The sequence below is a fragment of the Serratia sp. Res13-Sevr-LER1-36-b genome, from assembly GCF_015673035.1.
Taxonomy (GTDB): domain Bacteria; phylum Pseudomonadota; class Gammaproteobacteria; order Enterobacterales; family Enterobacteriaceae; genus Chania; species Chania fonticola_C.
On sequence record NZ_JADACK010000038.1, the window covers coordinates 57,798 to 83,488 of the forward strand.

25 protein-coding genes are annotated in these 25,691 nt (G+C 54.7%); 9 read left to right on the top strand and 16 right to left on the bottom strand.

From position 1 onward, the window contains the following. Window positions 1-20 precede the first annotated feature (20 nt). From mhpB to hcaE, 6 genes are all read right to left on the bottom strand, one after another. Window positions 21-965: a 3-carboxyethylcatechol 2,3-dioxygenase gene (gene mhpB / locus IMQ33_RS22425; protein ID WP_196062733.1), complete on the bottom strand. Its 945-nt coding sequence runs from the start codon at window positions 963-965 to the stop codon at window positions 21-23. 172 nt (window positions 966-1,137) lie between these two features. Next, the gene (gene hcaD / locus IMQ33_RS22430) at window positions 1,138-2,337 is read right to left on the bottom strand and encodes a 3-phenylpropionate/cinnamic acid dioxygenase ferredoxin--NAD(+) reductase subunit (RefSeq protein ID WP_196062734.1); all 1,200 of its coding nucleotides are present in this window, start codon (window positions 2,335-2,337) and stop codon (window positions 1,138-1,140) included. A gap of 8 nt (window positions 2,338-2,345) precedes the next feature. Then, a complete protein-coding gene (gene hcaB, locus IMQ33_RS22435) occupies window positions 2,346-3,158 on the bottom strand; it encodes a 3-phenylpropionate-dihydrodiol/cinnamic acid-dihydrodiol dehydrogenase (RefSeq protein WP_065686369.1) in 813 nt (270 codons plus the stop codon). Continuing rightward, the gene (hcaC, locus tag IMQ33_RS22440; RefSeq protein ID WP_065686368.1) at window positions 3,158-3,475 is read right to left on the bottom strand and encodes a 3-phenylpropionate/cinnamic acid dioxygenase ferredoxin subunit; all 318 of its coding nucleotides are present in this window, start codon (window positions 3,473-3,475) and stop codon (window positions 3,158-3,160) included. The genes hcaB and hcaC overlap by 1 nt, the downstream gene beginning before the upstream one ends. Then, on the bottom strand, window positions 3,475-3,996 hold the full coding sequence (gene hcaF / locus IMQ33_RS22445; protein WP_024530776.1) for a 3-phenylpropionate/cinnamic acid dioxygenase subunit beta: 522 nt from the start codon (window positions 3,994-3,996) through the stop codon (window positions 3,475-3,477). The genes hcaC and hcaF overlap by 1 nt, the downstream gene beginning before the upstream one ends. Beyond that, window positions 3,993-5,354, bottom strand: a complete 1,362-nt coding sequence (gene hcaE, locus IMQ33_RS22450) for a 3-phenylpropionate/cinnamic acid dioxygenase subunit alpha (protein ID WP_161712306.1) — start codon at window positions 5,352-5,354, stop codon at window positions 3,993-3,995. The genes hcaF and hcaE overlap by 4 nt, the downstream gene beginning before the upstream one ends. Window positions 5,355-5,490: 136 nt before the next feature. Between hcaE and hcaR the strand changes: the two genes are divergently transcribed. Further along, complete coding sequence (gene hcaR / locus IMQ33_RS22455; protein ID WP_024530774.1) at window positions 5,491-6,372, top strand: DNA-binding transcriptional regulator HcaR; 882 nt, start codon at window positions 5,491-5,493, stop codon at window positions 6,370-6,372. Window positions 6,373-6,543: 171 nt separating this feature from the next. Here the strand turns inward: hcaR and IMQ33_RS22460 are convergent, their stop codons facing one another. Beyond that, window positions 6,544-7,485 carry an Rpn family recombination-promoting nuclease/putative transposase gene (locus IMQ33_RS22460; protein ID WP_196062735.1) on the bottom strand — a complete coding sequence of 314 codons (942 nt, stop codon included), beginning with the start codon at window positions 7,483-7,485 and terminating at the stop codon, window positions 6,544-6,546. A 92-nt stretch (window positions 7,486-7,577) separates the two neighbouring features. Then, window positions 7,578-8,510 carry a DMT family transporter gene (locus tag IMQ33_RS22465; protein ID WP_196062736.1) on the bottom strand — a complete coding sequence of 311 codons (933 nt, stop codon included), beginning with the start codon at window positions 8,508-8,510 and terminating at the stop codon, window positions 7,578-7,580. A 160-nt stretch (window positions 8,511-8,670) separates the two neighbouring features. Here IMQ33_RS22465 and IMQ33_RS22470 point away from each other — a divergent pair, with 160 nt between their 5' ends. Then, complete coding sequence (locus IMQ33_RS22470) at window positions 8,671-9,159, top strand: YbaK/prolyl-tRNA synthetase associated domain-containing protein (RefSeq protein ID WP_024484914.1); 489 nt, start codon at window positions 8,671-8,673, stop codon at window positions 9,157-9,159. Window positions 9,160-9,363: 204 nt separating this feature from the next. Here IMQ33_RS22470 and IMQ33_RS22475 read toward each other — a convergent pair whose 3' ends face one another. The 7 genes from IMQ33_RS22475 to nrfA are packed head-to-tail and all read right to left on the bottom strand — an operon-like array spanning window position 9,364 to window position 15,717. Next, window positions 9,364-9,945 carry a heme lyase NrfEFG subunit NrfG gene (locus tag IMQ33_RS22475; protein ID WP_196062737.1) on the bottom strand — a complete coding sequence of 194 codons (582 nt, stop codon included), beginning with the start codon at window positions 9,943-9,945 and terminating at the stop codon, window positions 9,364-9,366. Next, window positions 9,942-10,328: a cytochrome c-type biogenesis protein CcmH gene (locus IMQ33_RS22480; RefSeq protein WP_196062738.1), complete on the bottom strand. Its 387-nt coding sequence runs from the start codon at window positions 10,326-10,328 to the stop codon at window positions 9,942-9,944. Before IMQ33_RS22480 ends, IMQ33_RS22475 begins: the two co-directional genes overlap by 4 nt. Continuing rightward, on the bottom strand, window positions 10,316-12,013 hold the full coding sequence (locus IMQ33_RS22485) for a heme lyase CcmF/NrfE family subunit (protein ID WP_196062739.1): 1,698 nt from the start codon (window positions 12,011-12,013) through the stop codon (window positions 10,316-10,318). Before IMQ33_RS22485 ends, IMQ33_RS22480 begins: the two co-directional genes overlap by 13 nt. A 31-nt stretch (window positions 12,014-12,044) precedes the next feature. Then, a complete protein-coding gene (gene nrfD, locus IMQ33_RS22490; protein WP_196062740.1) occupies window positions 12,045-12,992 on the bottom strand; it encodes a cytochrome c nitrite reductase subunit NrfD in 948 nt (315 codons plus the stop codon). Further along, window positions 12,989-13,660 (bottom strand): cytochrome c nitrite reductase Fe-S protein, encoded by a 672-nt coding sequence (nrfC, locus tag IMQ33_RS22495; RefSeq protein ID WP_021805367.1) that lies wholly within the window; start codon window positions 13,658-13,660, stop codon window positions 12,989-12,991. Before nrfC ends, nrfD begins: the two co-directional genes overlap by 4 nt. Next, a complete protein-coding gene (nrfB, locus tag IMQ33_RS22500) occupies window positions 13,657-14,226 on the bottom strand; it encodes a cytochrome c nitrite reductase pentaheme subunit (RefSeq protein ID WP_024486114.1) in 570 nt (189 codons plus the stop codon). Before nrfB ends, nrfC begins: the two co-directional genes overlap by 4 nt. 42 nt (window positions 14,227-14,268) lie before the next feature. Continuing rightward, entirely contained in the window at window positions 14,269-15,717 is a 1,449-nt protein-coding gene (nrfA, locus tag IMQ33_RS22505; RefSeq protein WP_314727770.1) for an ammonia-forming nitrite reductase cytochrome c552 subunit, read from the bottom strand. A gap of 421 nt (window positions 15,718-16,138) precedes the next feature. On the opposite strand from nrfA, the gene IMQ33_RS22510 reads away from it, so the two are divergent. Beyond that, entirely contained in the window at window positions 16,139-16,777 is a 639-nt protein-coding gene (locus IMQ33_RS22510) for a TetR/AcrR family transcriptional regulator (RefSeq protein WP_196062741.1), read from the top strand. Between the two features lie 188 nt (window positions 16,778-16,965). Further along, window positions 16,966-17,739, top strand: a complete 774-nt coding sequence (locus IMQ33_RS22515) for a MipA/OmpV family protein (RefSeq protein ID WP_196062742.1) — start codon at window positions 16,966-16,968, stop codon at window positions 17,737-17,739. Between the two features lie 164 nt (window positions 17,740-17,903). Here IMQ33_RS22515 and IMQ33_RS22520 read toward each other — a convergent pair whose 3' ends face one another. Continuing rightward, window positions 17,904-18,833: a LysR substrate-binding domain-containing protein gene (locus IMQ33_RS22520; RefSeq protein WP_021180041.1), complete on the bottom strand. Its 930-nt coding sequence runs from the start codon at window positions 18,831-18,833 to the stop codon at window positions 17,904-17,906. Between the two features lie 677 nt (window positions 18,834-19,510). Between IMQ33_RS22520 and IMQ33_RS22525 the strand changes: the two genes are divergently transcribed. The 5 genes from IMQ33_RS22525 to IMQ33_RS22545 all read left to right on the top strand — a co-directional run bounded on the left by IMQ33_RS22525 (window position 19,511) and on the right by IMQ33_RS22545 (window position 25,646). Beyond that, the gene (locus tag IMQ33_RS22525; RefSeq protein ID WP_196062743.1) at window positions 19,511-20,116 is read left to right on the top strand and encodes an ankyrin repeat domain-containing protein; all 606 of its coding nucleotides are present in this window, start codon (window positions 19,511-19,513) and stop codon (window positions 20,114-20,116) included. A 144-nt stretch (window positions 20,117-20,260) separates the two neighbouring features. Beyond that, the gene (locus tag IMQ33_RS22530; protein ID WP_230326828.1) at window positions 20,261-21,049 is read left to right on the top strand and encodes a DUF2877 domain-containing protein; all 789 of its coding nucleotides are present in this window, start codon (window positions 20,261-20,263) and stop codon (window positions 21,047-21,049) included. After that, window positions 21,009-22,556, top strand: coding sequence for an acyl-CoA synthetase FdrA (gene fdrA / locus IMQ33_RS22535; RefSeq protein ID WP_196062744.1), 1,548 nt, complete (start codon window positions 21,009-21,011; stop codon window positions 22,554-22,556). The genes IMQ33_RS22530 and fdrA overlap by 41 nt, the downstream gene beginning before the upstream one ends. Continuing rightward, window positions 22,556-23,974 carry a DUF1116 domain-containing protein gene (locus IMQ33_RS22540; RefSeq protein WP_024486348.1) on the top strand — a complete coding sequence of 473 codons (1,419 nt, stop codon included), beginning with the start codon at window positions 22,556-22,558 and terminating at the stop codon, window positions 23,972-23,974. The genes fdrA and IMQ33_RS22540 overlap by 1 nt, the downstream gene beginning before the upstream one ends. A 121-nt stretch (window positions 23,975-24,095) precedes the next feature. Further along, entirely contained in the window at window positions 24,096-25,646 is a 1,551-nt protein-coding gene (locus IMQ33_RS22545) for a xanthine permease (RefSeq protein WP_196062745.1), read from the top strand. The last annotated feature ends 45 nt before the right edge of the window (window positions 25,647-25,691 follow it).

The window sequence follows — 25,691 nt, forward strand, 5'->3', positions numbered from 1 at the left end:
ATGTTGTTCCTTTATCGTTATTATTTCCGCGGTGCGGCGCTGATTGAGCCGAATCCGGTGATCCACTCAGGAAGCTCGCGGTAATAGCGCCCCTCGGTCTGATAAGGACCAAATGCCGATAGCGCAGCAAAGGCGGCCATCCAGGCTTTAACCTCATGGGTCGAACGGCCAGCGATCGCCGACAGTTCGTCATTGCCCAGCCCGTCAAGTTCCGCCAACTGCCCACCGGAAAGAATGTCCATAAACTGGTTGTCCCAGACCGGGTTGAGAGGATGTAAGGTGCTCTGATCCCGCACAAAAGCACGGGCGGCAGTGATAACGCGGTGCTGGCGTAATTGGCGCTCGTCTGCCGGTAATTGGCGGCCACTGCCCAACAGACGGTCACGCATATGAGCGTCGGCCCCGGCCAACTGAGGTACCGGTGGCTGGTGCGAAAGCCCACCGGAGCCCAGGATCAACACCCGTTTATCGAGGCCACGGGCAAAACGTCCGATAGCTTCCCCCAGCAGGCGCGTACGCTTGAAGCTAGGCAAGGGTGGCGCGACCCCATTGATAAATACCGGCAGCACCGGGCAGTTTGACAGGCCACCGAGCAAATACTCCAGCGGCTGGGCAAAACCATGATCCACCTGCATGCAGTAGGAAACCGCAACATCAACCCCTGCATCCAACACAGATTGAGCGCAGGCTTCGGCCAGTTCCGCAGGCACCGGCAGTTCGCCAGCGGCACTACTGAAGTCTCCAATCGCCGTAGCGGCCATACCAATGCAGAACGGCGGCATGATGTCGTAGAAAAAACCGTTGTAATGATCTGGCGCGAACAGGATCACCAGTTCAGGATCAAATGCCTGGATCCGCTGCCGTGCATCGGCAATGGTTTTTTCCACTTCGGCCAGCACCGCTGGGGCCGGATCAACGTAACCCACCAGCGGGGAATGAGAGAGACAATGGAGATAAGCGTTCATATCAAGCCACCTTGTTTTTAGTCATTAGCGTGTTTAGCGCGGAACGGCTATTCCAGACGGTCCAGGTTCCGGGCGTAAAAGCCCCCCCTCACCTGCTCGCGACACCAGATCAACTCCTTCTCCTGCGTAAGAGAGTGGGGTGAGGAGGGGAAACCGGTTAGCCTTCGCGGGGCTACATCAAGCTCTTTAGTGCCACAAGTGGGTCGGTCAACAGCGTTTCATCAACCGGGTTCCCTTGCTGGATCAACCTGCGCAGATGGCGCATTTCCCGGCCTTGGTTCAGCGTGATGGCCCCCACCAGCCGACCCTCTTGCAACGCAAACCAGATGGCGTTGTGCGCCTCAACGCTGCCGCGCACTAACCAATGTTCACTCTGCATGGCCCCGATAAACTGAATATTGCTGTCGAACTGATCGGTCCAGAACCATACCGGAACCGTGGCCGGTAACGGCTGATCCAACATGGCACAGGCCGCCACCAGTGCCTGCTGGTTGGCGTTATCCCAGGTTTCCAGGCGGACAAGTTGATCCCCCTGACGGCGTAAGGTGACATCTCCAGCCGCATAAATATTGGCAACCGAAGTACGGCAATGGTCGTCGACAATAATGCCGTTGGCGGTGGCTAATCCGGCCTGGGTAGCCAGGCGATCGTTGGCTTCAATGCCAATGCCATAGATCACCGCGTCACCCATCAGCCGTTCGCCGTCCTGCAACGTCAGCACCACGTTTTCCTGTTCCAGGGCTGCGTGCTCAATCTGGGCATTAAGGCAAAGACGCACCTGATGTTGTTGATGCAGGCCCGTCAGATAATCCCGCACCGGCGGTGGAGCATTTCGCCCCATCACCATCGCGGCCTGCTCAATCACCGTCACCTCACAGCCACTCTGCTTCGCACTGGCTGCCAGCTCGAGGCCAATGGTGCCAGCACCGACAATCAGGATCCGTTGGTTGGCAGTCAGTACACCACGTAGCCGCCTGGCATCTGCCGCTGTGCGCAAGGTATGCGATTTATCGCCTAACGCATCCAGAGATGTAAGCCGTCGTGCCTTGGCCCCGGTCGCCAACAGCAATCGGTCCCACTCCAATTCTTCACCATCAGCCAACAGCACCGTGTGTTGTAAGGTATCGATCGCGACAACCCGCGTATTGCGGCGCAGGACAATGGCATTCTCCTCATAGAAAGAAGCAGGCAGAATGTCTTGCAACTGCGCAGTGGGCGACAGCAACATAGCTTTCGACAAAGGGGGACGTTCGTACGGAATTTCCGGCTCTTCGGCGATCAAGGTAATGCCACCGGTAAACCGCTGTGCACGTAAGGCTGCGGCCGCCATAGCCCCGGCCTGACCACCGCCGATAATCACTATCTGTTTCATGTTGGCTCCTATAACTGCAATCCACCCGCCACGTGGCGAATACCCCGAATGGCCAGGCCCGCATCGGCATTGATCATCACGCCGCTCAGCGTCCGGTTGTTACGGCGCGAGGCCAGCATCACGTAAGGGCCGGTAAAATCTTCCGGCACAGGGGAGAATTGCAACGGCAGAATGGCGGCAATCTTTTCCGGCGTCAGCGATTGCATAATCGAGGTGTCCTGCTGCCCAAGTGCCTGTGGACCACGCAAGTCACTGGCCATGCCACAAGGCCCGACGCCATTGACCCGCACCTTGGGGGCCAGTTCATAAGCCAACTGACGGATCAACCCTACGTCAGCATGCTTGCTGGCTGTATACAGCGGGCCACCACCACCGGGATACCAGGCCGCATTGGAAAGCGTGAAGATCATACTGCCGCAGGAGTCGATCAATGCCGGAGCGCTGGCTTTGGCGCCCAATAGATAACCTTTGACGTTAACGGCAAACAGCTCGTTAAAACCGGACTCTAACTGTTCCGCCGGTGTCGCCAGCAGCGAGGCATTATGATCCCAGATCCCGGCATTGCCGATAAAACAGTCCAGACGCCCAAAGCGGGACAGCGCCATTGCCACCGCACTCTGATTATCGGCAAAGCAAGTCACGTCACCCTGCACGGCCACAACCTGCTCACCAAACTGCTGCTGTAATCGGCTGACCTTTTCCTCTGAACGCTCCAGGGTCACTACCCTGGCGCCCTCCTCAATAAAGCGCGCCACCAAAGCCAGCCCTAACCCTGAGCCGCCACCGGTTATCAGCACTACATCATCTTTGAGATCGGACATCAGGCTCCCTCCGGTAAATCGATGAACACGGCCCCCTCTGACACGGTGACCAGATAGGTTTGCAGCGGCTCCGTGGCGGGCATGCATAGCGCTTTACCGGTTTTCAGGCAAAAGTTGGCCGAATGCAGTGGGCATTCCACGGTCGCGTCATCGTCGATATAGCCCTCGGACATCGAGGCATTGCCATGGCTGCAACGATCGTTGATCGCGTAATATTCACCGCCTACATGAAACAGCGCGATCGTCGGCTCAGTATCGAGCCGGAGAGCTTCCCCCTCCGGCAACGCCCCAACAGAACAAGCATGGATTCGTTTCATCAGAACAGGATGCTCATGTTGTGGGAGGTAATAACCACCTGGTCGAGAATAATTTCACGCCCGCACAGCCCCCAGCCCTCTTCGGTTGAACGGCGGCGCAGCAGGTCGGTACGGGTGCCAACGTAGAAGGTTTCGTCGCGCTCTTTTTGCGACCGGTAAAGCAGGTAGTTAACCCTTACGGAGAACACATCGGCCTGCGCCGTTTCGCTGATAATGCAGTTGCTGACCATATGGCGAGTACGGGACGGAGGTTCTTCAGCCCAGGCCATTCCGGTTTCCAGGCGAGCGATCCGGCGTTCCAGCTGTGATTTGGTGTCGTTGAAAATCCAGGTGGTCGGCGGTTGCACCCCTTTACGCCGATCGCGGGTCTGAGCATTAACCATAGTGCGCATGGTGTAACTCAAATCGTCGTCAAGCAGTTCCAACCAGGCGCGGAACGCCCAGTCATCCAATAGGGCGGCTTCGTGGTAGAGAAACTGGGTAATCTGATGCTGGAGTTCCATAGAGATCGGATGGCTCATTTCATCACCTCCTGCTGGTAGGCTGCGGTTTTCTCTTGGACTTCCTGCCAGGTTTCGCTGCTCAGCAAATCCGCCCAACGTTGGTACATGCCGCGCGCGGCGGTTTCGGAAAAGATGTAGTTGGTAATGCCGGGAATACCGTCTTCACGGCGTTTTTCCTGATTCAGCCCCATCTCTAGGCACAATGGATTGTTGCGGGCCTGGTGGCCTTTGAGCAGTTTCTGGATCTCAGCCCAGTTTTCCGAATCATCCTGCTCAAGGAAACCGGCAGGGCCAAAGGCTCGGGTAGCGCTGTTTTCAAACGCCGCTTTGGTTTCCGGCGAGGCGGCCTTGTCGGCAATGCAGAATGCCCAGACTTCTACCTGGTCCGGCCCGCGTGGATGCCAGACGCGCATGGTCGCGGTGCCATTGAGCCAGGAGAGGGTGGGGAAAATATTGTTATGCCCGGCCAGACGCAGGGCACGGATTTTGCCCAAACGCTGCTCGGCTTCGGGATAGCTTTCCCGGTAGTAGCGCGAGACTTCGCCATCAACCCACACGTTGGCGTCCGGTTTTTCGGTAAAGAAGAAGCCACAGCCGTGGCCGTCCTGGCCGAATTGCACCGCGTCTTTGGCGGTTTCCCATACCGGGCGCGGGGTTTGATCATTACCCAGTTTTTTATCGCTGCCGTCCTGCATGCCGCCCAAGACCTGTACCGCCGAGACATGGCTGAACAGGGCATGATACTGATCGCTGGCGAACTGCTCGGCCGGGAACTTCCAGTTGCAGTTAATGACCCACTTCTGCACACCACCGACAATTTCGGTGCCACCTTCCCGCCGATCCAGCAAACCATCCAGATACCAGGCCATATCCCCCAGATATTCTTTGAGTGGCGGAGCACTGGTATCCCAGTTGCCAAATATCAGGCCTTTATAGCTTTCGACACCGGGCACTTCCTTCAGCCCCCAATGCGATTTGCACAGCCCTTGCGGGTAGGCTCGTGGCTCTAACGGCACCTCGACCAATTCGCCATCGATGCCATAAGACCAGCCGTGGTAAGGACAGGTAAAAGCGCGGGTATTGCCGCTGTCCGCGTAGCTGACACGCATTGCACGGTGGCGGCACTGGTTGAGAAACGCCTTGAGGGAGCCATCTTTCTGACGGATAACGACTACCGCGTCTTCCCCCATGTAGGTGTTAAAGAAATCGCCGGGTTTGGGGATCTGACTTTCATGGGCCAGAAACAGCCAGCAGCGGCCAAATATACGCTCCAGCTCTAATTGATAAATGTCCGGATCGGTATAGATCCGTGGCAGAACTTGCCCATTCCGGGTGTCGATCAGGCTATAAACATCTAATTTTGCGTTGGTGGTCATATTATTTGATCCTCATCCAAGAGATGTATTGACCTTCGTAGGGGTTACGCAAAGGATGTTGCTTTCCAGTTACTATTTTGTGAAATAGTAAAAAACGACCGTACCAGACATTTTTTCTATGATGGGAGAAAAAGGCATGGAGCTAAGACACTTACGTTATTTTGTCGCGGTAGCCGAAGAACTCAATTTCACCCGGGCCGCCGAGAAGCTACATACGTCGCAGCCCTCATTGAGCAGCCAGATAAAAGATCTTGAGGGTTGTGTGGGCGCGCCATTATTAATAAGAAATAATCGCCAGGTTTCGCTAACCCGCGCCGGAGAAGTATTTTTACATCAGGCGATCAATATTCTTGAATTGTCAGAGCAGGCAAAACAGTTGGCGCGTAAGGCCATGGAACAACAGGTTCGGCTGATCATTGGCTTTGTGCCCTGTGCGGAAGTGAACATCCTGCCTGACGTTCTGCCCCAGTTACGCCTGCGGCTACCGGCGTCCAGTATCGAACTGGTGAGTATCATTACCACTCAGCAAGAAGATAAATTATTGAAAGGAGAGATTGACGTTGGTTTTATGCGCCGCCCGATTATCAGTAATCAACTGAACTACCGGGTAGTTTATCGTGAGCCCTTGGTAGTGGTGATGCCCATTGATCATCCACTGAGTAAAGAATCGCAGCTAGAGCCGCAACATCTTGATGGCGAAAATTTTATCAGCACCGATCCGGCCCACTCCGGCGCGTTGCACCAGATGGTGACTGCCTACCTCGCCGAATCCCACAGCAAGCCCAAGATCGTGCAGGCAGCAACCAACATTCTGGTCACCATGAATCTGGTAGGAATGGGGCTGGGCCTGTCTATTGTGCCGCGCTATGTCAGCCATTTTCAGTCATCGAACGTGGTCTTCCGCCCGCTACCGGCCAGTGCGCCACAGATTGAATTATTGATGGCATGGCACAGAGAGAACAGCAGCCCGGCGCTGGCACAAATGATTGACCTGGTGGAAGAGCAACCTGAGGTTTAGCTGTATCGAGCCTGCTTTTCCTTCAAGTGGCCACCTCGGTTTTAGTGATTTTTGCCTCCCCCCTCCACAAGGTCACATAGTGACTTATGGCAAAGAATACAGAGCTCACCATTATGAAAATGGGTACCACACAGTGGTTACTCATCTAGCACTCGTTATCTCAGCTCATGTTCAGTGGCTGATTTTCGCCAAATCGTCTGCGGAGAGGCCGGTCAATTTCATCACCTGGGCGCGATCGAAGCCATCAGCCAGCATGGAGCTCGCAATTTTCAGGACGGCCTCCCGACCTTTCTCAATACCTTTCTCAATACCTATCTCGATACCTATCTCGATACCTATCTCAATACCTTGTTGTTTGAGATATTCTGCAATAGTCATCAATTCCTCCTCGTGCTGTGGTGCACGCCTCGCCAACTCGTGGATCAATACACCCGGTTCAGTCGTGCTTCCCACCTGCAACATATAGTTAATCAACGATATGAGTTGCTCTTTGGTAGTGTATCCGGCCAGCAATAATGTGACCAGTTGTTCCTTGAGTTCAGCCAGATCACGTAGGCGCACATGCTTTTGCAACAGTTCAAGAATGGCCATACGGCGATGTTGCATGATGTCATCGTCTGGAATGACGGTGACATCAACCAAAGGAAAATGGCCTGCATAGAGCTGCCTGGCCAGCTCGGGTTCACTAAATTCCTCTAGCCAACTCATGGTATAGGGATAAGGCGTCACCTGACCGTGATAAAAGAGCATTGGGATCACCAGCGGAAGCTGGTCATGACCCGCTTCCAGATGGCGATGCATCGCGGCAATGGCATAGCGTACGAGTCGAAATGCCATGTGCTTATCGGGTGAGCTTTGATGCTCAAGCAAAACGTACACATCACCGTCCCCCTGCTCCGTGTGCAACGAATAGAGTACGTCGGAGTAGTAAGCACGCAGGCCACTCTCGATAAAACTACCAGATTCTAGTTTTAGCGTATTCAGATCGCAAAATTGCAGCAAGGCAGGCGGCAAGTGCAATTCCAGAAAATCTCGGGCCGTATCTGGGTGAGTCAGAAACTGTTTAAATACCGCATCGTGCAGTGTAGGAGTGGTTTTTTTCATGTTGGTCATCCTGGACTTAACATAAAAAAACCTACCACAGGCATTCGCCCACTCACATTATGACAGTATTTATATGGAATCTGACTCGCATGCGGGCGCCCCTACGATGCCTCTTTGCGCACCACGTTGACCCGCCAGATACCAAAGCACACCAGCACCAGCGCCACGGCATAACGCCACTCCATGATGCTTTCCTGTAAGAAAATGGCCGACAGCACCGCGCCGGAAACCGGGATCAGGAAGTTGAACGGTGCAATCATGCCCACGCGGTTATATTTCAGCAGCAGGCTCCAGAGCGCGAAAGCGACCGAGGACAGCAGCGCCAGGTAGCTCAGGATCGCCACCGATGCCCAACCGTGGAACTCCAGGCGTCCTCCGGCCAAGTAGCCCCCCACCGTCAGCATCACACCACCGATGGCCAGTTGCCAACCGGTCATGATAGTCGGATCGACGGTCTGCGAAATGCGTTTGCCATACAGCGTAGCGGCCGAAAGGATAAACGCGGCGATCACCACAAAACCGTCCCCCAGCCAGCTAAAGTTGAAGTCCATCAGTTGAGTGTTGAAGTTCACCACCATCACCCCGGCAAAACCCACCACGCAGCCGACGATTTTATTCATGCTAAGGCGATCGTTTTTATAAATAAAATGCGCCAGCAACACGCTAAAGAAGGTGCCGGTCGCGTTCATGATCGATCCTTTTACCCCGGTGGTGTAGGCCAGACCGATATAGAAGAAGACGTATTGCAGCGCCGTTTGCGTGCTCCCTAGCACCACCAACTGTGAATACTGGCGCCGTGACAAACGGCCGATGGGTTTACCCTGCAACATGGCAAACAGCAGCAATAAGGCCCCGGCAATCACAAAGCGGTAACCGGCAAAGACGATCTTGCCGGGGAGATCGTCGGTGGCGATCTGGAAAATTTCATAACCATTTTTAATCGCCGGGTAGGCACTACCCCACAGCAAACAGCAGAAAGCCGCACACAGCCAAACGAACTTCGGCTGGGTAAACAACGACAGATGAGTCTTCACGCCCCTTTCCTTTCAAAAAATTAAAATCCCGTTTCATAAATACGTATTATCCGTAAAAACAAAAAAATAGCCCGTTGTTTAATCAATAATTTGGCTGAACCCTTCGCCGTCATAACGCGTTATGATAGGGCCGGAAAATCAACACTCAGGAGAACATGGCGTGTCTACCGCAACCTTTAGCCGTTTAACTTCCCTTCTTGACCAACAGCAAGCGCGCTATCGCGTAGTTGATCATCCCAAGGCAGGGAAATCCGAAGAAGTCGCCAAGATACGCGGCACCCAGTTAGGTCAAGGGGCGAAAGCGTTGGTGTGTCACGTTAAGGGGAACGGCATCAAGCAGCACGTGCTGGCCATCCTGCCCGCCGACCAACAGGCCGATCTCGGCGCGTTGGCACAGGGTGTTGGCGGTACTCGCGCCTCACTGGCCAGCCCGGTTGAAGTCGACCAACTGACCGACTGCGTCTTTGGCGCGATCCCGCCATTCAGCTTCCACCCGGACTTGCTGCTGGTGGCCGACCCGCTGCTGTTTGAGCGCTTTGACGAGCTGGCCTTTAATGCTGGCACGCTGGAGCGTTCTCTAATCCTCAACACTGGGGATTACCAGCGCATTGCTCAGCCCAAGCTGGTGAAGTTTATCCGCGTGGAATGATCTCCGGCCCCCTCACCCCAACCCTCTCCCCCAGGAGAGGGAGCTGATCGGCGTCGTGATCAGGCTGTGCTGCTTCGGGAAGTAATGCGTAAGAAGAATGGCAATCGTCCCCTAATCCAATGTGGATCACCGGATTTTCAGACTCACTCGATCGGTCCCCTCTCCCTGTGGGAGAGGGTTAGGGTGAGGGGCAATCGCTCAATTTTATTGATTATTTAACAAAAGTTTAGCCATATTGATGGCCTCAATCAGCTGTGGCCGGTTAACTCGTGGCGACTGGCTGTCCAACAGGCGTTGCCACAAGCTTATCGCCTTGGCATATTCCGTATGCAAAAAGGCATCGGCAGCCAGCAACATCAGCGCCGAGACCTCATCCTTATCCAGTGCCAAGGCCTTTGCTATATTGCTCTCCACCTGCGGGGTAATACGCTGCCCTGCCTGGTAATAAAGCACCGTTGCCAACGCCGAGTACAGTTCGGCATTCGCCCCCCGCAGAGACAACGCTCTCTGATAGGCCGCCTGCGCATCAGCAAAATTATCGTTAAACAGATAATATTCCCCCAGCTGCGCCCACAACACGCTGTCTTGCGGTGACTGGTCGATCTGTTGCTGTAACTGCTGAAACTCGCTTTCGGCCTGCTCTTGAGGCGTGAGCGGTTGGGCTGGCAAGCTGCGCTTATGCTGTTCGGCCAACACAGTCTCCGGGCGACCACTGGCCACATACCAACCCGCAGTGAGGCCAAGCACCAGCACGATAAACAGCAGAGGGTAACAACGCGATTTCATTCCGCTTTTCTCCGCCGCCATAACACCAGCCCGATCGCCCCTAACATCAGCGGTGGCAGCCCCCAAAGTAACAACGTAGAGGCCTCAAATGCGGGTTGATAGCGGACAAAGTTGCCGTAGCGTGCCGTCATAAAATTCATGATTTCCGCCTGCGTTTTGCCTTGTTCGGTCATGGCAAACACCTCATGGCGCATGGCAACCGCCGCAGGGGCATTGGACTCCAGCAGGCTCTGATTCTGGCACTGCGGGCAACGGATCTGGCCTGCCACTGCCAACGCTCTCTCCTGTATTTCCGGCGAGGTAAATGCCCAGGTATCGACAATCTGGGCCGCCAGCGGCAACGTGATGATCCCCCACAACAGCAGAGCGGTTAACCAGCGCATGCTCGCCTCCTTTGCCAACCGGTAGCCAACACGCCAATCATCATCAGCGCCCCACCCCACCAGATCCAACGGATGCCGGTCTGTACATAAAAACGCATGGCATAACGCTGCTCGCCGCTTTTTTCGCCCATCACCACGTACCAGTCATGGAAAGCGTTCCAGTCAATGCCGGGTTCAAACATCTGTTGGCGGCGGGCGGTATAAAACCGCCTTTCAGGCGTCAACTGGGCCACGGGCTTGCCTTGCCGGGTAACCTCAATCACCGCCTGTTCACTGGTGAAATTAGCCTGAGCCTGTAGATCTACCGAACGCAGCGTAAATTGGTATCCCGCCAGGCTGACCGTCTCGCCCACGGTGACGTTCAGGCTGATTTCATGGCGTTGCAGCGCCGAACTGGCGATACCTAATGCCGTCAGCAGCACTCCGGCGTGAGCGATCCACTGGCCATAGCGCCGCTGCCTAAACCCGCCGTAGCACATCAATACCAATCCCAGCAGCCCAAACGGCAGCAGCACCAGATTGAAATAAGGCGCGCCGACCGAGATCTGCCCCCATCCCATCATCCGATAGAGCATCGGGTACAAAGTACCCACCAGCACGATCAGGGCGGCGGAACTGAGAAGCAACAACGCGCCGAGCAACGCAGGTTTCACCGGGGACGTAACGGCTTTCCCCCGGTTGGCGCGTAAGGCATAGATTAAAAATGACGACCCGCTAAGAAAGGCAAACAGGATAAACAGCGGCAAGGCGCGCTGCTCATCCAGCGCAAAGGCGTGTACTGAAACCAGAATGCCAGAACGCACAATCAGGGTGCCCAACAGGCTGAGAACAAAGGTACCTAGCGTCAGCAATAGCGACCAATGCCGCAATCCTCCAGTACGCTGGCCGACCGCTAAACTGTGTAACAAAGCGGTCGCGGTCAGCCAAGGGAGCAGCGAAGCATTCTCCACCGGATCCCAGAACCACCAGCCGCCCCAGCCCAACTCGCTGTATGCCCACCAGGACCCCAAAATGATCCCGGCAGTGAGGAAACACCAGGCCGGTTTGGCCCAGCGTAGGCACTGCCCGGCAACCTCGGCGCTAAACTCCCCTTGCAGCAAAGCAGCCAACATCAGAGCACTGCAGGTGGCAAACCCGGCATAGCCCAAATAGAGCAGCGGAGGGTGGAGGATCAGACCGATATGTTGCAGCATCGGGTTCAAATCGCGCCCCTGTACCGCCGCAGGGAAGAGCCGAACGAAAGGATCGGAGAAGAACAGGATGAAAAGCAGAAAACAGCCGACGATCAGCGCCAGAATGGCCAACGTGAGCGGCTGTAGTGAGCGTACCGATTTGGGGCTGAACAAGGCAAAGCAGGCAGACCAACCGGCCAGGCACAGCAGCCAGAGCAGCAGCGAGCCTTCATGCCCACCCCACAGCGCCCCGGCCTTCATCAGCGGTGGCAACTGGCTGTGACCATGTTGTGCTACATACATTACCGAGAAGTCATTACTCAAAAACAGCTGTAGCAGAATGGCGAAAGACAGTGCGATTAACACAAAAATGCTCAGGCTCCAGCCACGCGCTGGCAACAGCCCACCCCAACGGCGATCCATCAACGTCAACAGCGTGATGCCAGCCAGCAGCAGCGACGCCGTGCAGGCCAGCAATAACGCAATAAATCCCAGCTCGGGTAACCACAACACATCTACCGCCTTATTCTGCTACAACATGCCTTCAAGCAACTGTCATCTGCCCGGCATACAGAATGAAATAACGCAGCAACAGCACGCCACACAGGCTAGCGCCGCTGATCAACAGGATATGGAAACGCGCTTTCCCCCAGCCCAAGGCCTTCAGCAGCAATGGCATAATCAGCCCACAGCCGACGACGCCCAACCAGAACCACCAGGACCAGAACCCACCGCCAAGCGCGGCCGACAAGGCACGGAGTTTGCCGTCATCCCCCAGCCACAGGCCGATGAAGAACGCCGCCAGCAAGAAGATCTCCAGCCACACCACCGGCGTCTCCAGGCGATGCAGGAAATGCACTTCCCGGCTGTGCAGATGACCTTTAGGGCCGAAGGCCGCCACCAGCAGTGCCACCGCGATCCCGGACGAAACGCCCGAGAACAGGAACAGTACCGGTAACAATGGGTTATTCAGCATCGGATACGACTTCAGCGCCGAAAGCAGGAAGCCGGTATAAGCCCCCAACAGCACCGCCAACACCAGCATCACCGTTTCTATTGGCCGCAACAACGGCAGCAAGCGCTGCAGCAGGCGCGGGATCACCGCCAACTTTGGTAACCAACGCTGTTGTAGCGCCGCCACCTCGTCACGGAAGATCAGCGCCAGCCAGACCACCAGCACTACCATGTAGACCTGGAACAGCATCACCCCCATCGACATCACCGAGGTGACGCTATAGTGGAACATCAGTTTCCAGAAGGTCCACGGACGGGTCAGGTGGAAGATCAGGATCACCAGCCCAAGCATGACCGAGGTTGGCGCGACAAACAGCGTGGTCAGCATCACCCGGCTGTTGGATGCCCCCTCCTCTGGATGATAGCGGCGCAACAGAATAGCCAGGGTGACCAGACCGGCGGAGATGCCGATCAGGAACAGGTAAATCGCAATGGGCCAGTCCCAGACCAGAGAGTCAAAATGAAAGGCAGAAGTCATTGACTTGTCTCCCCATATTTAAACGGCACGCGATACATTTTTGGCCGTGTCCCTAACGCTATCTTGTAGCGATAAGTGGTCTTTTGCTGCAACAGACGCGAAATATCACTGTGTGGATCGTCGAGATTGCCAAAGGTTAATGCCTTGGTGGGGCACGACAATACACAGGCTGGCTGCTTGCCCTGCCGCAGGTTGGTCTTGCGGCAAAAATCGCATTTATCCGCCGTTTTGCTCACCGGATGAATAAAGCGCACCCGGTAAGGGCACGCAGCGATGCAGTATTGGCAACCGACACAGAGATCCGGGTTCACGTCGACAATGCCGCTGGCGGCATCGATAAACGAGGCACCCGTTGGGCAGACATGCACACAGGGAGCGTCATCGCAATGCTGGCACGAATGGCGGAAAAACCGGTACTTCACGTCCGGAAATTGGCCTATCGGTTCGCTACGAACGATCTCCAGCCGTGAAACGCCCACCGGCACCTGATTGACTTCGCGGCAGGCATCGATACAGGCGGTACAGCCGATGCAACGCGACTCATCGTGGATCATGCCGTAACGGATGCCATTGACGTTCATGGTGCGCGCCAGCAGCTTTTCCGTCAGGGTCGAGCCAGCCGCCAACACGCCAATGCCTACGATAAAACGGCGCCGTGAGCAGCTCATGGCTGCCCCTTATCCAGCCTTACGGACGCTGGATTAAACGCGGGATCATCCTGTTGTTGACGGTGGCAGTCCACGCAGAGCTTGATGCGCCCCTTGTCGTTCAGCCCTTGTACCTTATCTTGCTGCGGGTGCAACGTATGGCAGCTGGCGCAGCTCACCTTGGCCAAATGCACATCATGTGGCCAGAAGGCTTTTTGCAACGTCTCTGGCAGGTGGCAGGACATGCAAACGCTGTTTTGCTGTTCCACACCGAACATCGGCTCGTTGAAACGCATCACATCCTTCACGCCCTCACGGTGATGCAGCGAAGGTGAACCGTGACAGTTGGTGCAGGTCAGCGGCAATTTGTTATTCGGGTTAATGGCTCCCGCATGTTTACCGTGCATCGCATTCTGTTGCGGCTTATGGCAGCGCAAGCAGGCCTCATCCGGATTACGTTGCAAGGTGACTTCCGCCGATTGCTGTTGAACCGCGGGGCTGTCGGTCTGGGCCGATACCGGTAATACTGTCAGCCAAAGGCTACAGGCAAGCACCCCGGTAGTTAATAACGAACGCAGTACGCTCATATTGACTCCATTTATTTACGCCCCGCGCACGGGGCGGAGGGGTTATTTCCCTAACAGCCCGGTTTTACGTGCCTGTTCTTCCCACTGCGGTACCACCGTCTTGAGGAATTCCTGCTTTTCGGCGTTCAGCTGCGGCATGTCCATACCCAGCGCCAACTGTGCCTTTTCCTTGGTGGAAATGTCCGGCAACTTGACTTCAGTGGTGATGCCCTTGGTCGCTAGCAGACGGATCAACTGAGTCCGAGCCTGTGCAGCCTGATCGAGCGCGGTGCCCAAAATGCGCAATGCAACTTCTGGCGCATGCATTTGAATACCGTGGGAAGCAATGGAAAAATCCCAGCGCCATTGCGCATGACGGATGTGGGTCAAGATAGGCTTCATCTCGGCTTCGGTGGCACCGGCATCCCAGGCCGCTTTCGCTTCAAAGTGCGCGTGAACCAGTTGGTCTTCTACCTTCAGCTTGATCTCGTTGATATCCTGCTTACGTTTTTCGACCACCGCCTGCATGCTGGCTTTATCCTGGGTGTGGCAGTTCTTGCAGGTTTGTTCGAAGTTATCGAACGGGTTGCCAATTTTGTGATCGGTATAGATCTTGCCTTCGGCGTTTTGCACTTTCGGCATATGGCAGTCGATACAGGTGACGTTGTTCTTGCCATGAATACCCGCGCTCCAGGTTTCATATTCTGGATGTTGGGCTTTTAGCATTGGCGTCTTGGACAGCGGGTTGGTCCAGTCGGAGAATTCGATATTGTCGTAATACACTTCCATGTCATCGACCGTGGTGCCCTTGTCCCAAGGGAATTTCACCGCTTTGTCTTTACCATCAAAGTAATACTCAACGTGGCACTGCCCACACACCATCGATTGCTGATCGAAGCGGCCTGCCTTGTCAAACGGCTTACCTATCGTTTCCATGGCACGAGCCGCGTAAGGGCGGGACAGGTGTAGCGCAGGTTTACCAGCGGCAAAATCAGCGGAAGCGGTATTGTGGCAATCCGCACAGCCGAGATTATTAACGATTTCCGGCCCGCCACGCGCCCATTTACCGTGGAAGTAGGCCGCTTCGCCCTGTTCGGCGATCACCCTGGCAACGTCCGGGCTTTTACAACTCCAGCAGGCCATCGGCAACGGACCATCTTCTGCCGTTTTTGGTGCACCCGTTCGCAAGGATTCACGAATATCCGTGATGGCATAGGCATGCCCACGCGGCTTGTTGTAATCCTTGGCAAACGGGTATCCGGCCCAGAGAATGACCAGACGCGGGTCGCCAGCCAAAGCGTCTACCCGATCGGACTGCTCGGAAGTCGCCTGCCAGGACTTATATTGGTCAGGGTGAGGTGCAGAGAAGGTTTCATTCTTGGCTTCAACCTTCTGCGGCGTGGCGGCAGGTGTCGCCTCTGCCTGTGCCGAGAAAGAGAGAAAAACCGCGTACATCCCTGCCAGAAATAGCATCAATAACTTGCTTACCTTATTCATAAGCATCCCATCCATTTAGCCTGCTTGAGAGCAGTGCTTTTATTAGTCGTTAAGTTCTTGTTAGAACAGATTCTCGCCATTACTCCGTGCGTAGGGATACCATAGACCACACAAAAAATGTTGTCTTTGGTCAAGTTCCGGCAGGTTGTTCAGTTGTTGATTGAATTTTGCGAGGCAGCGCAAACTCGAACTAACTCTAATTAGTTATTGAAAGATAAGGGGTTGGATGGGGAAACAAAATGATGACACGTACTCGATGTTTCCCCTCCCCCCAAAAAGGAGAGGTGACTAGTTCGGAGCGGTAGTCAGATACGGAAGGTAATCTGCGGAATACCCACCCCGGCCATTGCGTGCAAAAAAGCTGCATTTTTTTGTTGACTGACCGTCAGTCAATTAATACCGTAGCGCTACTCCATACGAAAAAGAGGGATTTAATATGGTACGTACTGTGAAAACGCCAGAGGTGCGCCGGGCTGAAATTTTGCAGGCGGCAAGCGAGCTGTTTCAGGAAATCGGTTATGAGTCGACCTCTGTTGATTCCATCGTCCGCAGTGCAGGCATCGCCAAAGGGACGTTTTATTACTACTTCAAATCTAAAGATGAAGTCCTGGCAGCACTGGCACAGCAACTGTGTGCCGAGATGGTTGCCCGTTCACAAATCATTGCTGACGATCCGCAACTGGGGGCGATTGAAAAGTTCTGCGCCATCATCGCCGCGCAGAATCAAACCGTAGAAGCCGGGCAGGCTTTGGTTGAGGACTTACACCGCCCAGAGAACCGCGCATTGCATGAGCGCAGCAATATTGAAACGGTGTTGGCCTTTGGGCCAATTCTTGCGGCAGTGGTCGAGCAGGGAAACCAGGAAGGCGTTTTTCAGGTTGATGATCCGCTATCGACGGTGCAGTTCATTCTCGCCGGTTCGCTGTTCCTGTTCGGCCACCAGATGTTTAGCTGGACGCCTGAAGAGCAAGCCGCACGTATGCAGGCCATGCTGTTGCTGATTGAGCGCGCCTTCGGTGCCGTTGCCGGGTCTTTTGCCACCGTTTTAGGAGCCAGTATCCAAGGGGAAAAATAAAATGGCCCCGGTACAATCTATTATTTTCTGCAACGCTAATGGCGGGCGTTGCTTATTTACATTAAACAGGAGGCTGTTAAAAATAAAACAATAACATTTCATTAGCGTATCAATAAAAACCTGAACTTTAGTTATCGGCTCATTAGCGGCTGATGGCTACCTTTTGACCTAACTCTGGGATATTTATCATGATGGATTATTCTTCTTTATCTACTCGTACGTCATTTTTAATGGTTAAACCATTCTCGCTGGCGGCCATATTATTAACGGGCAATGCCTATGCTGGTGATTGGTCGGTAGGTGCTGGCGTTCTGGCGGAACAGTTACCCTATCGCAACTATGATGCACAATATATACCGCTGCCGATTGTGACTTATCAAGGGGAGCAGTTTTTTATTAATAGCCAAGGGATCGGCATTAATCTTCTGAGTTCCGAGAAGCATAATCTGCATTTGGCGGTTAACTACTCCCCGCTAAGCTTTAAGCCTGCGGATAGCGACGATCCGGCGATGAAGAAGCTGGATAAGCGGCGAGCGACCGCCATGGCAGGCATCGGTTATCAGTATCATGCCGATTGGGGGAGCCTTAACGCTGATATTGCAACCGACGTGCTGGGTTATAGCGACGGCGTAATTGCCGATGTCGGCTATCAGTACCGCTTCCAGTTTGGCAAATTGCAGCTGGTACCCGGTTTCGGCATGCGCTGGCAAAACCGCGCCTTCAATAATTACTATTTTGGTATCAGCGAACGGGAGTCACAGCGTAGCGGAATGCAACAATACCGGGCGACAAGTGGCGTCACATCTTACATTTCTCTCGCCAGCTATTATGCCATTAATAACGACTGGCAGCTGTTCCTGATGGGATTTAATGAACAGATGAGCGACACGGTGAAAGATAGCCCGATGACCGACCGTGATTATAGTATTAATGCAGTGGCTGGCGTTTTATACAGTTTCTGATCGACACAGTATTTGATAAAACCAGCGATGACTCCCAATACGCACTCATGGGAAGGGGCTGTTTTCGCCATAACCCACTGCACCTTAATTTGTGACTAGCCAACTTTAAGGTGCAGTTTACTTTCTGTCAGGATAAGAAAATTTTAGGCACCAAGATCCCCGAGTCACTCCCGGTAAAGCAAATCCCCATAAATCCCGGTCAGCACTCCCCCCGGAGCGAACTGCTTTTTGATCCACTGGGTGACCTGCCCGGTTGCCGCATGCTGCGTCGCCAGCAGCATGCTGGAATCCTGCCGTGGGTTATGAATGGCGCGGGTAGCCAATAGCCCTTCCGCTACTGGTTCACGCGCCATATATTCCGGCAAGAAGCCAATCCCCTCCCCTAAAATCTGGCATTGGCACTTGGTGTTAAAGTCCGGCACCAGGATCGCTTCCTGCCCGTGCAGCAACCACCCCACCTTCTTGTTGATGGTATGCGCGGTGTCTTCCACCATGATGTTGGGATAAAGCCGCAGCTGGCTCTCAGAGATCGGCTCTGGCATAAACGCCAATGGATGATCGGGCGCAATGGCGAACACCCAACGGATGGCGCCGATCTCGGTGTAATCAATGCCGCCGCCGTCCAGCAACGTATCCGGTGCACCAATGGCGATATTGGCCTGGTTGTTGATGATGGAATCCCAGACGCCGTTGTACACCTCGGTGGTCACCGTGATGTGGCAGGTGGGGAATTGCTTCTTCAACACCTGTAGCAGCCGGGCGGTATGCCGAGGGGTGTAGAGCAACTGATTGATACAGATGCGCACCCGCGCCTCTATACCCTGAGAGATGGTATCTATACCGCGCTTGATGGCATGGAAGTCGTTAAGCAGGTCGGTTGCTTTACGGTAGAAGTAAAAGCCGGACTCGGTGAGTTCGATGCTGCGCGTGCTGCGGTTAAACAGCACGACGTCCAGCCCGGTTTCCATCCGTTTGATGGTATAGCTGATGGCCGAGGTCGTCAGATCCAACTCCTTGGCCGCTTTGCTGAAGCTGCCAAAACGCGCCGTGGTGGTAAATGCCAACAGGTTTTCTTCGGTAAAAATAGAATTCATAGACCCCTCACCCTAACCCTCTCCCACAGGGAGAGGGGACCGATCGAGTGTGTTTGAAATTATCGTGACTCACTTTAGCTAGGTCACAACATACCTCGCCTTTCTTGTTTTCACTCCCTACTTTCCGAAGCTGAACGGTCCAACCACGCACTCTGGGCAGCTCGCACTCCCTGTGGGGAAAGGGACCGATCGAGTTTGCTGATTTTGTGCGTAAAACCTCATCCACCTTCTTTTTGCACCCCACTTTCCGAAGCTGCACGGGCTAACCACGCACTCCGGGCAGCTCCCTCTCCCTGTGGGAGAGGGTTGGGGTGAGGGGCCGCCGCATTGTTGAATGTATTTGTAAATCCTATGGCACGCAACCAGTATTGAACAAAATTTAACACTGCGATTACAACTGATTTGAAGACAATCACACTTCTGATTATTAGTTTGGAGCCTGATGTGGCGCGAGGTGAAAGCCCATTCCCCGCAGGGACGTTTGCCGTGGCAAAAGGCGCAAAACATAAGAGAAAGATTGCGCCGACGCACAGTTTGTCTTTATTGTTGAATTACTTTCAACAATTACACCCTTTGCGATGAATGATTCTTAAGCGGATGTTTTTATCCAGCATCTGTTGCTATTCTCAGTAGCAATGAAAGCATCCAATCCCACTAAAAAAACAGGGAGCCAGAATATGTCTGATAAAGCGCTAATCACAGAGTTTCTTTTTGCGGCAGAACAGGGTGACAGCGACGCGCTGAAAAGTTGCCTGAGTAAAGGGGCGGATATCAATGCCACCAACCGCCAAGGCCGCACCGCAATTACGCTTGCCAGCCTGAATAAACATTACGACTGCGTGGAATTATTAATCGCTGCCGGTGCCGATATTGATAAGCAGGATCAGACCTGTTTTAACCCCTTCCTGCTGAGCTGCCTGAATAACGATTTAACGCTGCTGCGCCTGGTATTGCCAGCAAACCCGGATTTGGACCGCTTAACACGCTTTGGCGGCGTGGGTATTACCCCAGCCAGTGAAAAAGGCCACGTCGATATTGTGCGTGAATTATTGACGCGTACCGAAATTAACGTCAACCACACCAATTTTGTCGGTTGGACGCCGCTACTGGAAGCCATTGTGTTAAATGATGGCGGCGCGAAACAGCAAGAGATTGTCAAATTACTGCTCGATCACGGTGCTAATCCACATATGACCGACAAATATGGTAAATCGCCCCTGACGCTGGCCCGTGAAAAAGGCTATCACAAAATTGCTGAACTGCTGGTTGCCGCAGGCGCTTAACAGAGGAGAAATGCCATCGCACAGCCGCAACGGCAGTGCATTACAGCGTTATCGGCGGAGGTGGCGTTCCCCCGCCAGAGGCTAAGTGGGCAGGTCGAACAGGTTTTTTCCCGCGCGGTAAACCTGTTCGTCCCCGAGCTGAACATGCTCTACACGTTATTAAGCGACGAGTACGATAACGCCCCCAATAGTTGCCGCATAGCGCTCAGGCACTGTGACCAGATATTTAGCCCAGGAGATCGCGTCGAGTTCTCTCAGGGCGGCATTGAAATAGGTAAACATTGTTGGGTTGATTTTTCCCACTGCGATATATGGCAGCAACCTGACCTGTATTTAACCGATAAAAACCGGGCATCTATTGCTTGGCACCAATGGGGGGCATGCCTTAATCAACAGGCTTCATCCGGTAATTCTCTGTTTAATTACCGCGGCGAGAATATATTTTATCGGGAAATGGCCAGATTATTACAACTTCATCGTGATGCGTTATTTCTGGCGATACGGCGCAATGAAGATCCCGACGAGGCCTTACATTCCCTCATTGGTTTGGGAATTGGCCTGACGCCTTCTGGGGATGATTATCTGGTTGGGCTTTGCTCTATATTACTGTTGCCCGGTCATCCGGCACAAAAGTATCGCGAGGTTTTTCTGGCGGTGCTGGAAAAAGCACAACATAAAACCACGCTGCTAAGCGCTATTACCTTAGAGGCGGCAATCAATCAGCGTTACCGACAGGTGATAAGTCACCTGTTAGAAAAATTAATACACGACGATCGTCACCTTATTATCGATACCATTAACAAGATTAAACAGATTGGTTCAAGTTCGGGTTGCGACATGCTGTATGGCATGGCCGATGCCTGCCTCTTGACCTCATATTTTGGAGAAAAATATGTCCATCAGGATCGTGGTAAAAAACAACACCTGGTTTGACTCTGTTTCGCTGATGTCTATTTCCACCAAAGCGAACAAACTTGAAGGCGTTGAACAAGCGTTTGTGGCCATGGCCACGGAGATGAACAAAGGGGTGCTGGAGAATCTGGGCTTGTTAACCCCAGAGCTGGATGCCGCCAAAAACGGCGATCTGATGATCGTGATTAAGGGCGCCAGCGATGAAGCTAATGAGGCAACCCTGCAAGCGATCGAAGCCTTGTTCACCCACAAAGATAAAGGTGGCCGCCACGAAGCGCGCTACGCCACCCTCGCCAGTGCGAAAACGCATATCCCGGAGAGCAACCTCGCGGTGATCTCGGTCAACGGGTTGTACGCGGCACGTGAAGCTCGTCAAGCGCTGGAAAACGATCTCAACGTAATGCTGTTCTCCGATAACGTCTCCATCGAGGACGAATTGGCGCTGAAACAGTTGGCGCATGAAAAAGGCCTGCTGATGATGGGGCCAGACTGCGGCACCGCCATCATTAATGGCACCGCCCTGTGTTTTGGTAACGCGGTTCGCCGTGGCAACATCGGTATTATCGGCGCATCCGGCACCGGTAGCCAGGAGCTGAGCGTACGTATCCATGAGTTTGGCGCCGGCATTTCGCAGCTGATTGGCACCGGCGGGCGCGATCTGAGTGAAAAGATCGGCGGCCGGATGATGCTGGATGCGATAGCGATGCTAGAGAACGATAACGGTACAGAGGTGATTGTACTGGTCTCCAAGCCCCCTGCCCCAGCCGTGGCACACACCGTGCTCGAGCGCGCCCGTGCCTGCCGTAAACCCGTAGTGGTTTGCTTCCTTGGGCGCAATGAGCCACCAGCCGATGAGCCAGGGTTACAGTTTGCGCGTGCAACCAAGCAGGCAGCGTTAAAGGCTGTGCTGCTTACCGGCATCAAAGAAGAGTCCCTCGACCTGCATCCACTCAACTGGCCGCTGATTGAAGAAGTGCGTGCCAAACTGACGCCACAGCAAAAATACATTCGTGGCCTGTTCTGTGGCGGCACCCTGTGCGACGAAGCGATGTTTGCCGCACTGGAAAAATACGACGACGTCTACAGCAATATTCAACCCGACCCGGCCATGCGCCTGCAAGACCTCAACCGCAGTGTGGCACACACCTTCCTCGACTTTGGCGATGACGACTTCACCAATGGCAAACCGCACCCGATGATCGACCCGACCAACCGCATCCAACGTCTGTTGCAGGAAGCGCGCGACCCCGAAGTTGGCGTGATCGTGATGGACTTCGTGCTGGGCTTTGGCTCTCACGAAGATCCGGTGGGCGTAATGATCGAGGCGATCACAGAGGCCAAAGCCATTGCGGCCAGCGAGAGCCGACCGTTGGAGATCCTTGGCTATGTGCTGGGCACCGATCTCGATACGCCGTCGCTACAGCAGCAGTGCCAAATGCTCACCGATGCGGGCGTGATCTGGGCGAGCAGCAGCACCAATACCGGATTGCTGGCGCGTGAATTTGTCTGTAAAGGAGGGAAAGCCTGATGAGCCACTCGTTATTTAACCAACCGCTGAACGTCATTAACGTCGGTATCGCCATGTTCAGTGATGACCTGAAAAAACAGCATGTGCCAGTAACCCAGCTCGATTGGACTCCGCCGGGCCAAGGTAATATGGCGGTGGTTGAGGCCCTCGATCAGATTGCCTCCCCCGCGCTTGCCGAGAAAGTCGCTGCCGCCAACAAACTGGCGCTAGAGCGTATTATTCAGTCGCATCCGGTGCTGGTAGGTTATGACCAGGCGATCAACGTCGTCCCTGGTATGACGCGCAACACCATTTTACATGCAGGCCCGCCGATCACCTGGCAGAAGATGTGTGGTGGGATGAAGGGGGCGGTCACCGGTGCGCTGGTGTTTGAAGGACTGGCGGCCAACCTCGACGAAGCCGCAGAATTGGCAGCCTCTGGGGAAATCATCTTCTCGCCGTGCCATGAACACGACTGCGTTGGCTCGATGGCGGGCGTGACTTCTGCATCAATGTTTATGCATATCGTCGAAAATAAAACCTACGGCAACCGCGCTTATACCAATATGAGCGAGCAGATGGCGAAGATCCTGCGCATGGGGGCCAATGACCAGAGCGTGATCGACCGACTGAACTGGATGCGCGATGTGCAAGGCCCGATGCTGCGCGATGCGATGAAGCTGGCCGGTGAGATCGACTTGCGGCTGATGCTGGCACAGGCGCTGCATATGGGTGACGAGTGCCACAACCGCAACAATGCGGGCACTACGCTGCTGATCCAGGCGCTGACGCCGTGGATTATCCAGGCGGGCTACCCGGTTGAACAGCAGCGCGAGGTCTTCGACTTTGTCGCCAGCAGCGATTACTTCTCCGGCCCAACCTGGATGGCAATGTGTAAAGCGGCAATGGATGCGGCGCACGGTATTGAGTACAGCACCGTGGTTACCACCATGGCACGTAACGGCGTTGAGTTTGGTCTGCGCATCAGCGGGCTACCGGGCCAGTGGTTTACCGGCCCGGCACAGCAGGTTATCGGCCCGATGTTTGCAGGTTATAAACCTGAAGACTCGGGGCTGGATATCGGCGACAGCGCCATCACCGAAACCTACGGCATTGGTGGTTTTGCCATGGCGACCGCTCCGGCCATCGTCGCACTGGTAGGGGGCACGGTGGATGAAGCGATTGATTTCTCGCGCCAGATGCGTGAAATCACCCTGGGCGAAAACCCCAACGTCACCATTCCCCTGCTGTCGTTTATGGGGATCCCAACGGCGATCGATATTACCAAGGTCGGCAGCAGCGGCATCCTGCCGGTGATCAACACCGCCATCGCCCATAAGGATGCAGGGATCGGCATGATCGGTGCCGGGATTGTGCACCCGCCGTTCACCTGTTTTGAGAAAGCAATACTGAGTTATCGCGACCACTACTGCCAATAAAAAAATAACGGGGCTAACCCAGCGTTAGCCCCACCTGACACCAGAGAGTTGTTCACCTGCAGGACCAATGGCGATCCCGTGGATCGTCGAGAGTTGTTAAACGACCTGTGAAGGATTTTCCATGAACAAAATGAAATTAGAGTGGAAACGCGGTGACTGGGCAGCCTACTTCGGGCTGATGACCAATAACCTGACCAACCTGCTCACCATGATGGGGTTACTCATCTTCGTGGTGGGTATCCCCAAAGAGATTGTCTACGGACGCATAGCCCCGGCCTTTGGCCTGGCCGTGATGATGGCCAGCATCTGTTACACCTGGTTCGGCCTGCAAATGGCTCGCCAGACCGGGCGGAGCGATGTGACCGCGCTGCCTTCCGGCCCGAGCGCACCTTCCATTTTTACCGTGACCTTCCTGGTGCTGATGCCGGTTTATCAGTCCACCGGCGATGCGGACTTTGCCATTTCGATCGGCCTGGTGTGGTGCTTTGTTGAAGCACTGATCCTGGTGGGCGGCTCATTCCTCGGCGAAACCATCCGCAAGATGATCCCGCGCACCGTGCTGCTTTCTTGCCTTTCCGGCCTGGGGCTGTTGCTGCTGGCGATGAACCCGATGCTGCAAGCGTTCGAAGCTCCGACCGTTTCGTTCATCGTGCTGCTGCTGATCTTTATCAACTGGTTTGGCAAAAAGCCTATATTCGCCCGCATTCCGACCGGTTTGCTGCTGTTGATCGCCGGTACCGCGCTGGCGTGGATCTCCGGCCTGCAAAGCCCGGATGCGATTAGAGCCTCGATGTCTTCCTTTGGCTTTAACCCGCCGGGGTTCCATGTCGATAGCTTTATGCAGGGCCTGCCGCACGCGCTGCCGTATCTGGCCTCTGCCGTTCCGCTGGGGCTGGCGAACTACATCTTTGACCTGGAGAACATCGAGAGTGCGCACGCCGCCGGGGATGAATACAACACCCGCAAAGTGATGATGGCCAACGGCCTTTCCTCCATGTTCGGCTGCCTGCTGGGTAACCCGTTCCCGGTGACCGTGTATGTTGGCCACGCCGGTTGGAAAGCGATGGGCGCCAGTATCGGTTACACCTTGGCTTCCGGCGTGACAATGTTCCTGGTACCGCTGTTCGGGCTGGGTGCCTTTATGCTGGCCGTGATCCCGATGACGGCGATCGTGCCAATCCTGGTATTTATCGGCGTGGTCACCGCCAACCAGGTGGTGAGGGAAACGCCGAAGATCGAGGTCCCGGTGATCTTCATCTGCCTGTTCCCGTGGATCGCCAACTGGGGATTAACCATGGTCAACAGCGTGCTGGGGGCGGCGGGCACCTCGGGAGCCAAGCTGGGCGCAGAGTTGCTGCATAGCAAAGGCGTGTATTACCAGGGGCTGGTGCATTTGGGTAGCGGTGCGCCGCTGGCCAGTATGCTGTGGGGATGTGTCGCGATTTTCGCCATCATCAACAAACCGCTGCGTGGTGCGGTGGCGGCGGCAACCGGCGCACTGCTGGCGCTGTTCGGCGTGATCCATGCGCCAGCAGTGGGCTTTGCCGAAGGAAGCTCGTTGCTGTTCACGCTGGCTTACCTGATGATGGCGGCCATGTTTGTGCTGAAACATTTTCTCGATAGCCGTGAAACGGTGGCCGCCGCAGTTCAGGAGCCAACCAAAACCGCCTGACCCCTCACCCCAACCCTCTCCCACAGGGAGAGGGAGCTGCCCCGA

Coding starts and splice junctions, on each gene's coding strand:
- hcaR (WP_024530774.1), top strand. CDS start 5,491: ATGGAGCTAAGACACTTACGTTATTTTGTCGCGGTAGCCGAAGAACTC.
- fdrA (WP_196062744.1), top strand. CDS start 21,009: ATGTCCATCAGGATCGTGGTAAAAAACAACACCTGGTTTGACTCTGTT.
- IMQ33_RS22540 (WP_024486348.1), top strand. CDS start 22,556: ATGAGCCACTCGTTATTTAACCAACCGCTGAACGTCATTAACGTCGGT.
- IMQ33_RS22510 (WP_196062741.1), top strand. CDS start 16,139: ATGGTACGTACTGTGAAAACGCCAGAGGTGCGCCGGGCTGAAATTTTG.
- nrfD (WP_196062740.1), bottom strand. CDS start 12,992: ATGACTTCTGCCTTTCATTTTGACTCTCTGGTCTGGGACTGGCCCATT.
- IMQ33_RS22525 (WP_196062743.1), top strand. CDS start 19,511: ATGTCTGATAAAGCGCTAATCACAGAGTTTCTTTTTGCGGCAGAACAG.
- IMQ33_RS22475 (WP_196062737.1), bottom strand. CDS start 9,945: ATGAAATCGCGTTGTTACCCTCTGCTGTTTATCGTGCTGGTGCTTGGC.
- IMQ33_RS22480 (WP_196062738.1), bottom strand. CDS start 10,328: ATGCGCTGGTTAACCGCTCTGCTGTTGTGGGGGATCATCACGTTGCCG.
- IMQ33_RS22545 (WP_196062745.1), top strand. CDS start 24,096: ATGAACAAAATGAAATTAGAGTGGAAACGCGGTGACTGGGCAGCCTAC.
- IMQ33_RS22460 (WP_196062735.1), bottom strand. CDS start 7,485: ATGACCAACATGAAAAAAACCACTCCTACACTGCACGATGCGGTATTT.
- mhpB (WP_196062733.1), bottom strand. CDS start 965: ATGAACGCTTATCTCCATTGTCTCTCTCATTCCCCGCTGGTGGGTTAC.
- hcaD (WP_196062734.1), bottom strand. CDS start 2,337: ATGAAACAGATAGTGATTATCGGCGGTGGTCAGGCCGGGGCTATGGCG.
- IMQ33_RS22530 (WP_230326828.1), top strand. CDS start 20,261: ATGCTCTACACGTTATTAAGCGACGAGTACGATAACGCCCCCAATAGT.
- nrfA (WP_314727770.1), bottom strand. CDS start 15,717: ATGGATGGGATGCTTATGAATAAGGTAAGCAAGTTATTGATGCTATTT.
- hcaE (WP_161712306.1), bottom strand. CDS start 5,354: ATGACCACCAACGCAAAATTAGATGTTTATAGCCTGATCGACACCCGG.
- hcaF (WP_024530776.1), bottom strand. CDS start 3,996: ATGAGCCATCCGATCTCTATGGAACTCCAGCATCAGATTACCCAGTTT.
- IMQ33_RS22515 (WP_196062742.1), top strand. CDS start 16,966: ATGATGGATTATTCTTCTTTATCTACTCGTACGTCATTTTTAATGGTT.
- nrfB (WP_024486114.1), bottom strand. CDS start 14,226: ATGAGCGTACTGCGTTCGTTATTAACTACCGGGGTGCTTGCCTGTAGC.
- hcaC (WP_065686368.1), bottom strand. CDS start 3,475: ATGAAACGAATCCATGCTTGTTCTGTTGGGGCGTTGCCGGAGGGGGAA.
- hcaB (WP_065686369.1), bottom strand. CDS start 3,158: ATGTCCGATCTCAAAGATGATGTAGTGCTGATAACCGGTGGCGGCTCA.
- nrfC (WP_021805367.1), bottom strand. CDS start 13,660: ATGAGCTGCTCACGGCGCCGTTTTATCGTAGGCATTGGCGTGTTGGCG.
- IMQ33_RS22520 (WP_021180041.1), bottom strand. CDS start 18,833: ATGAATTCTATTTTTACCGAAGAAAACCTGTTGGCATTTACCACCACG.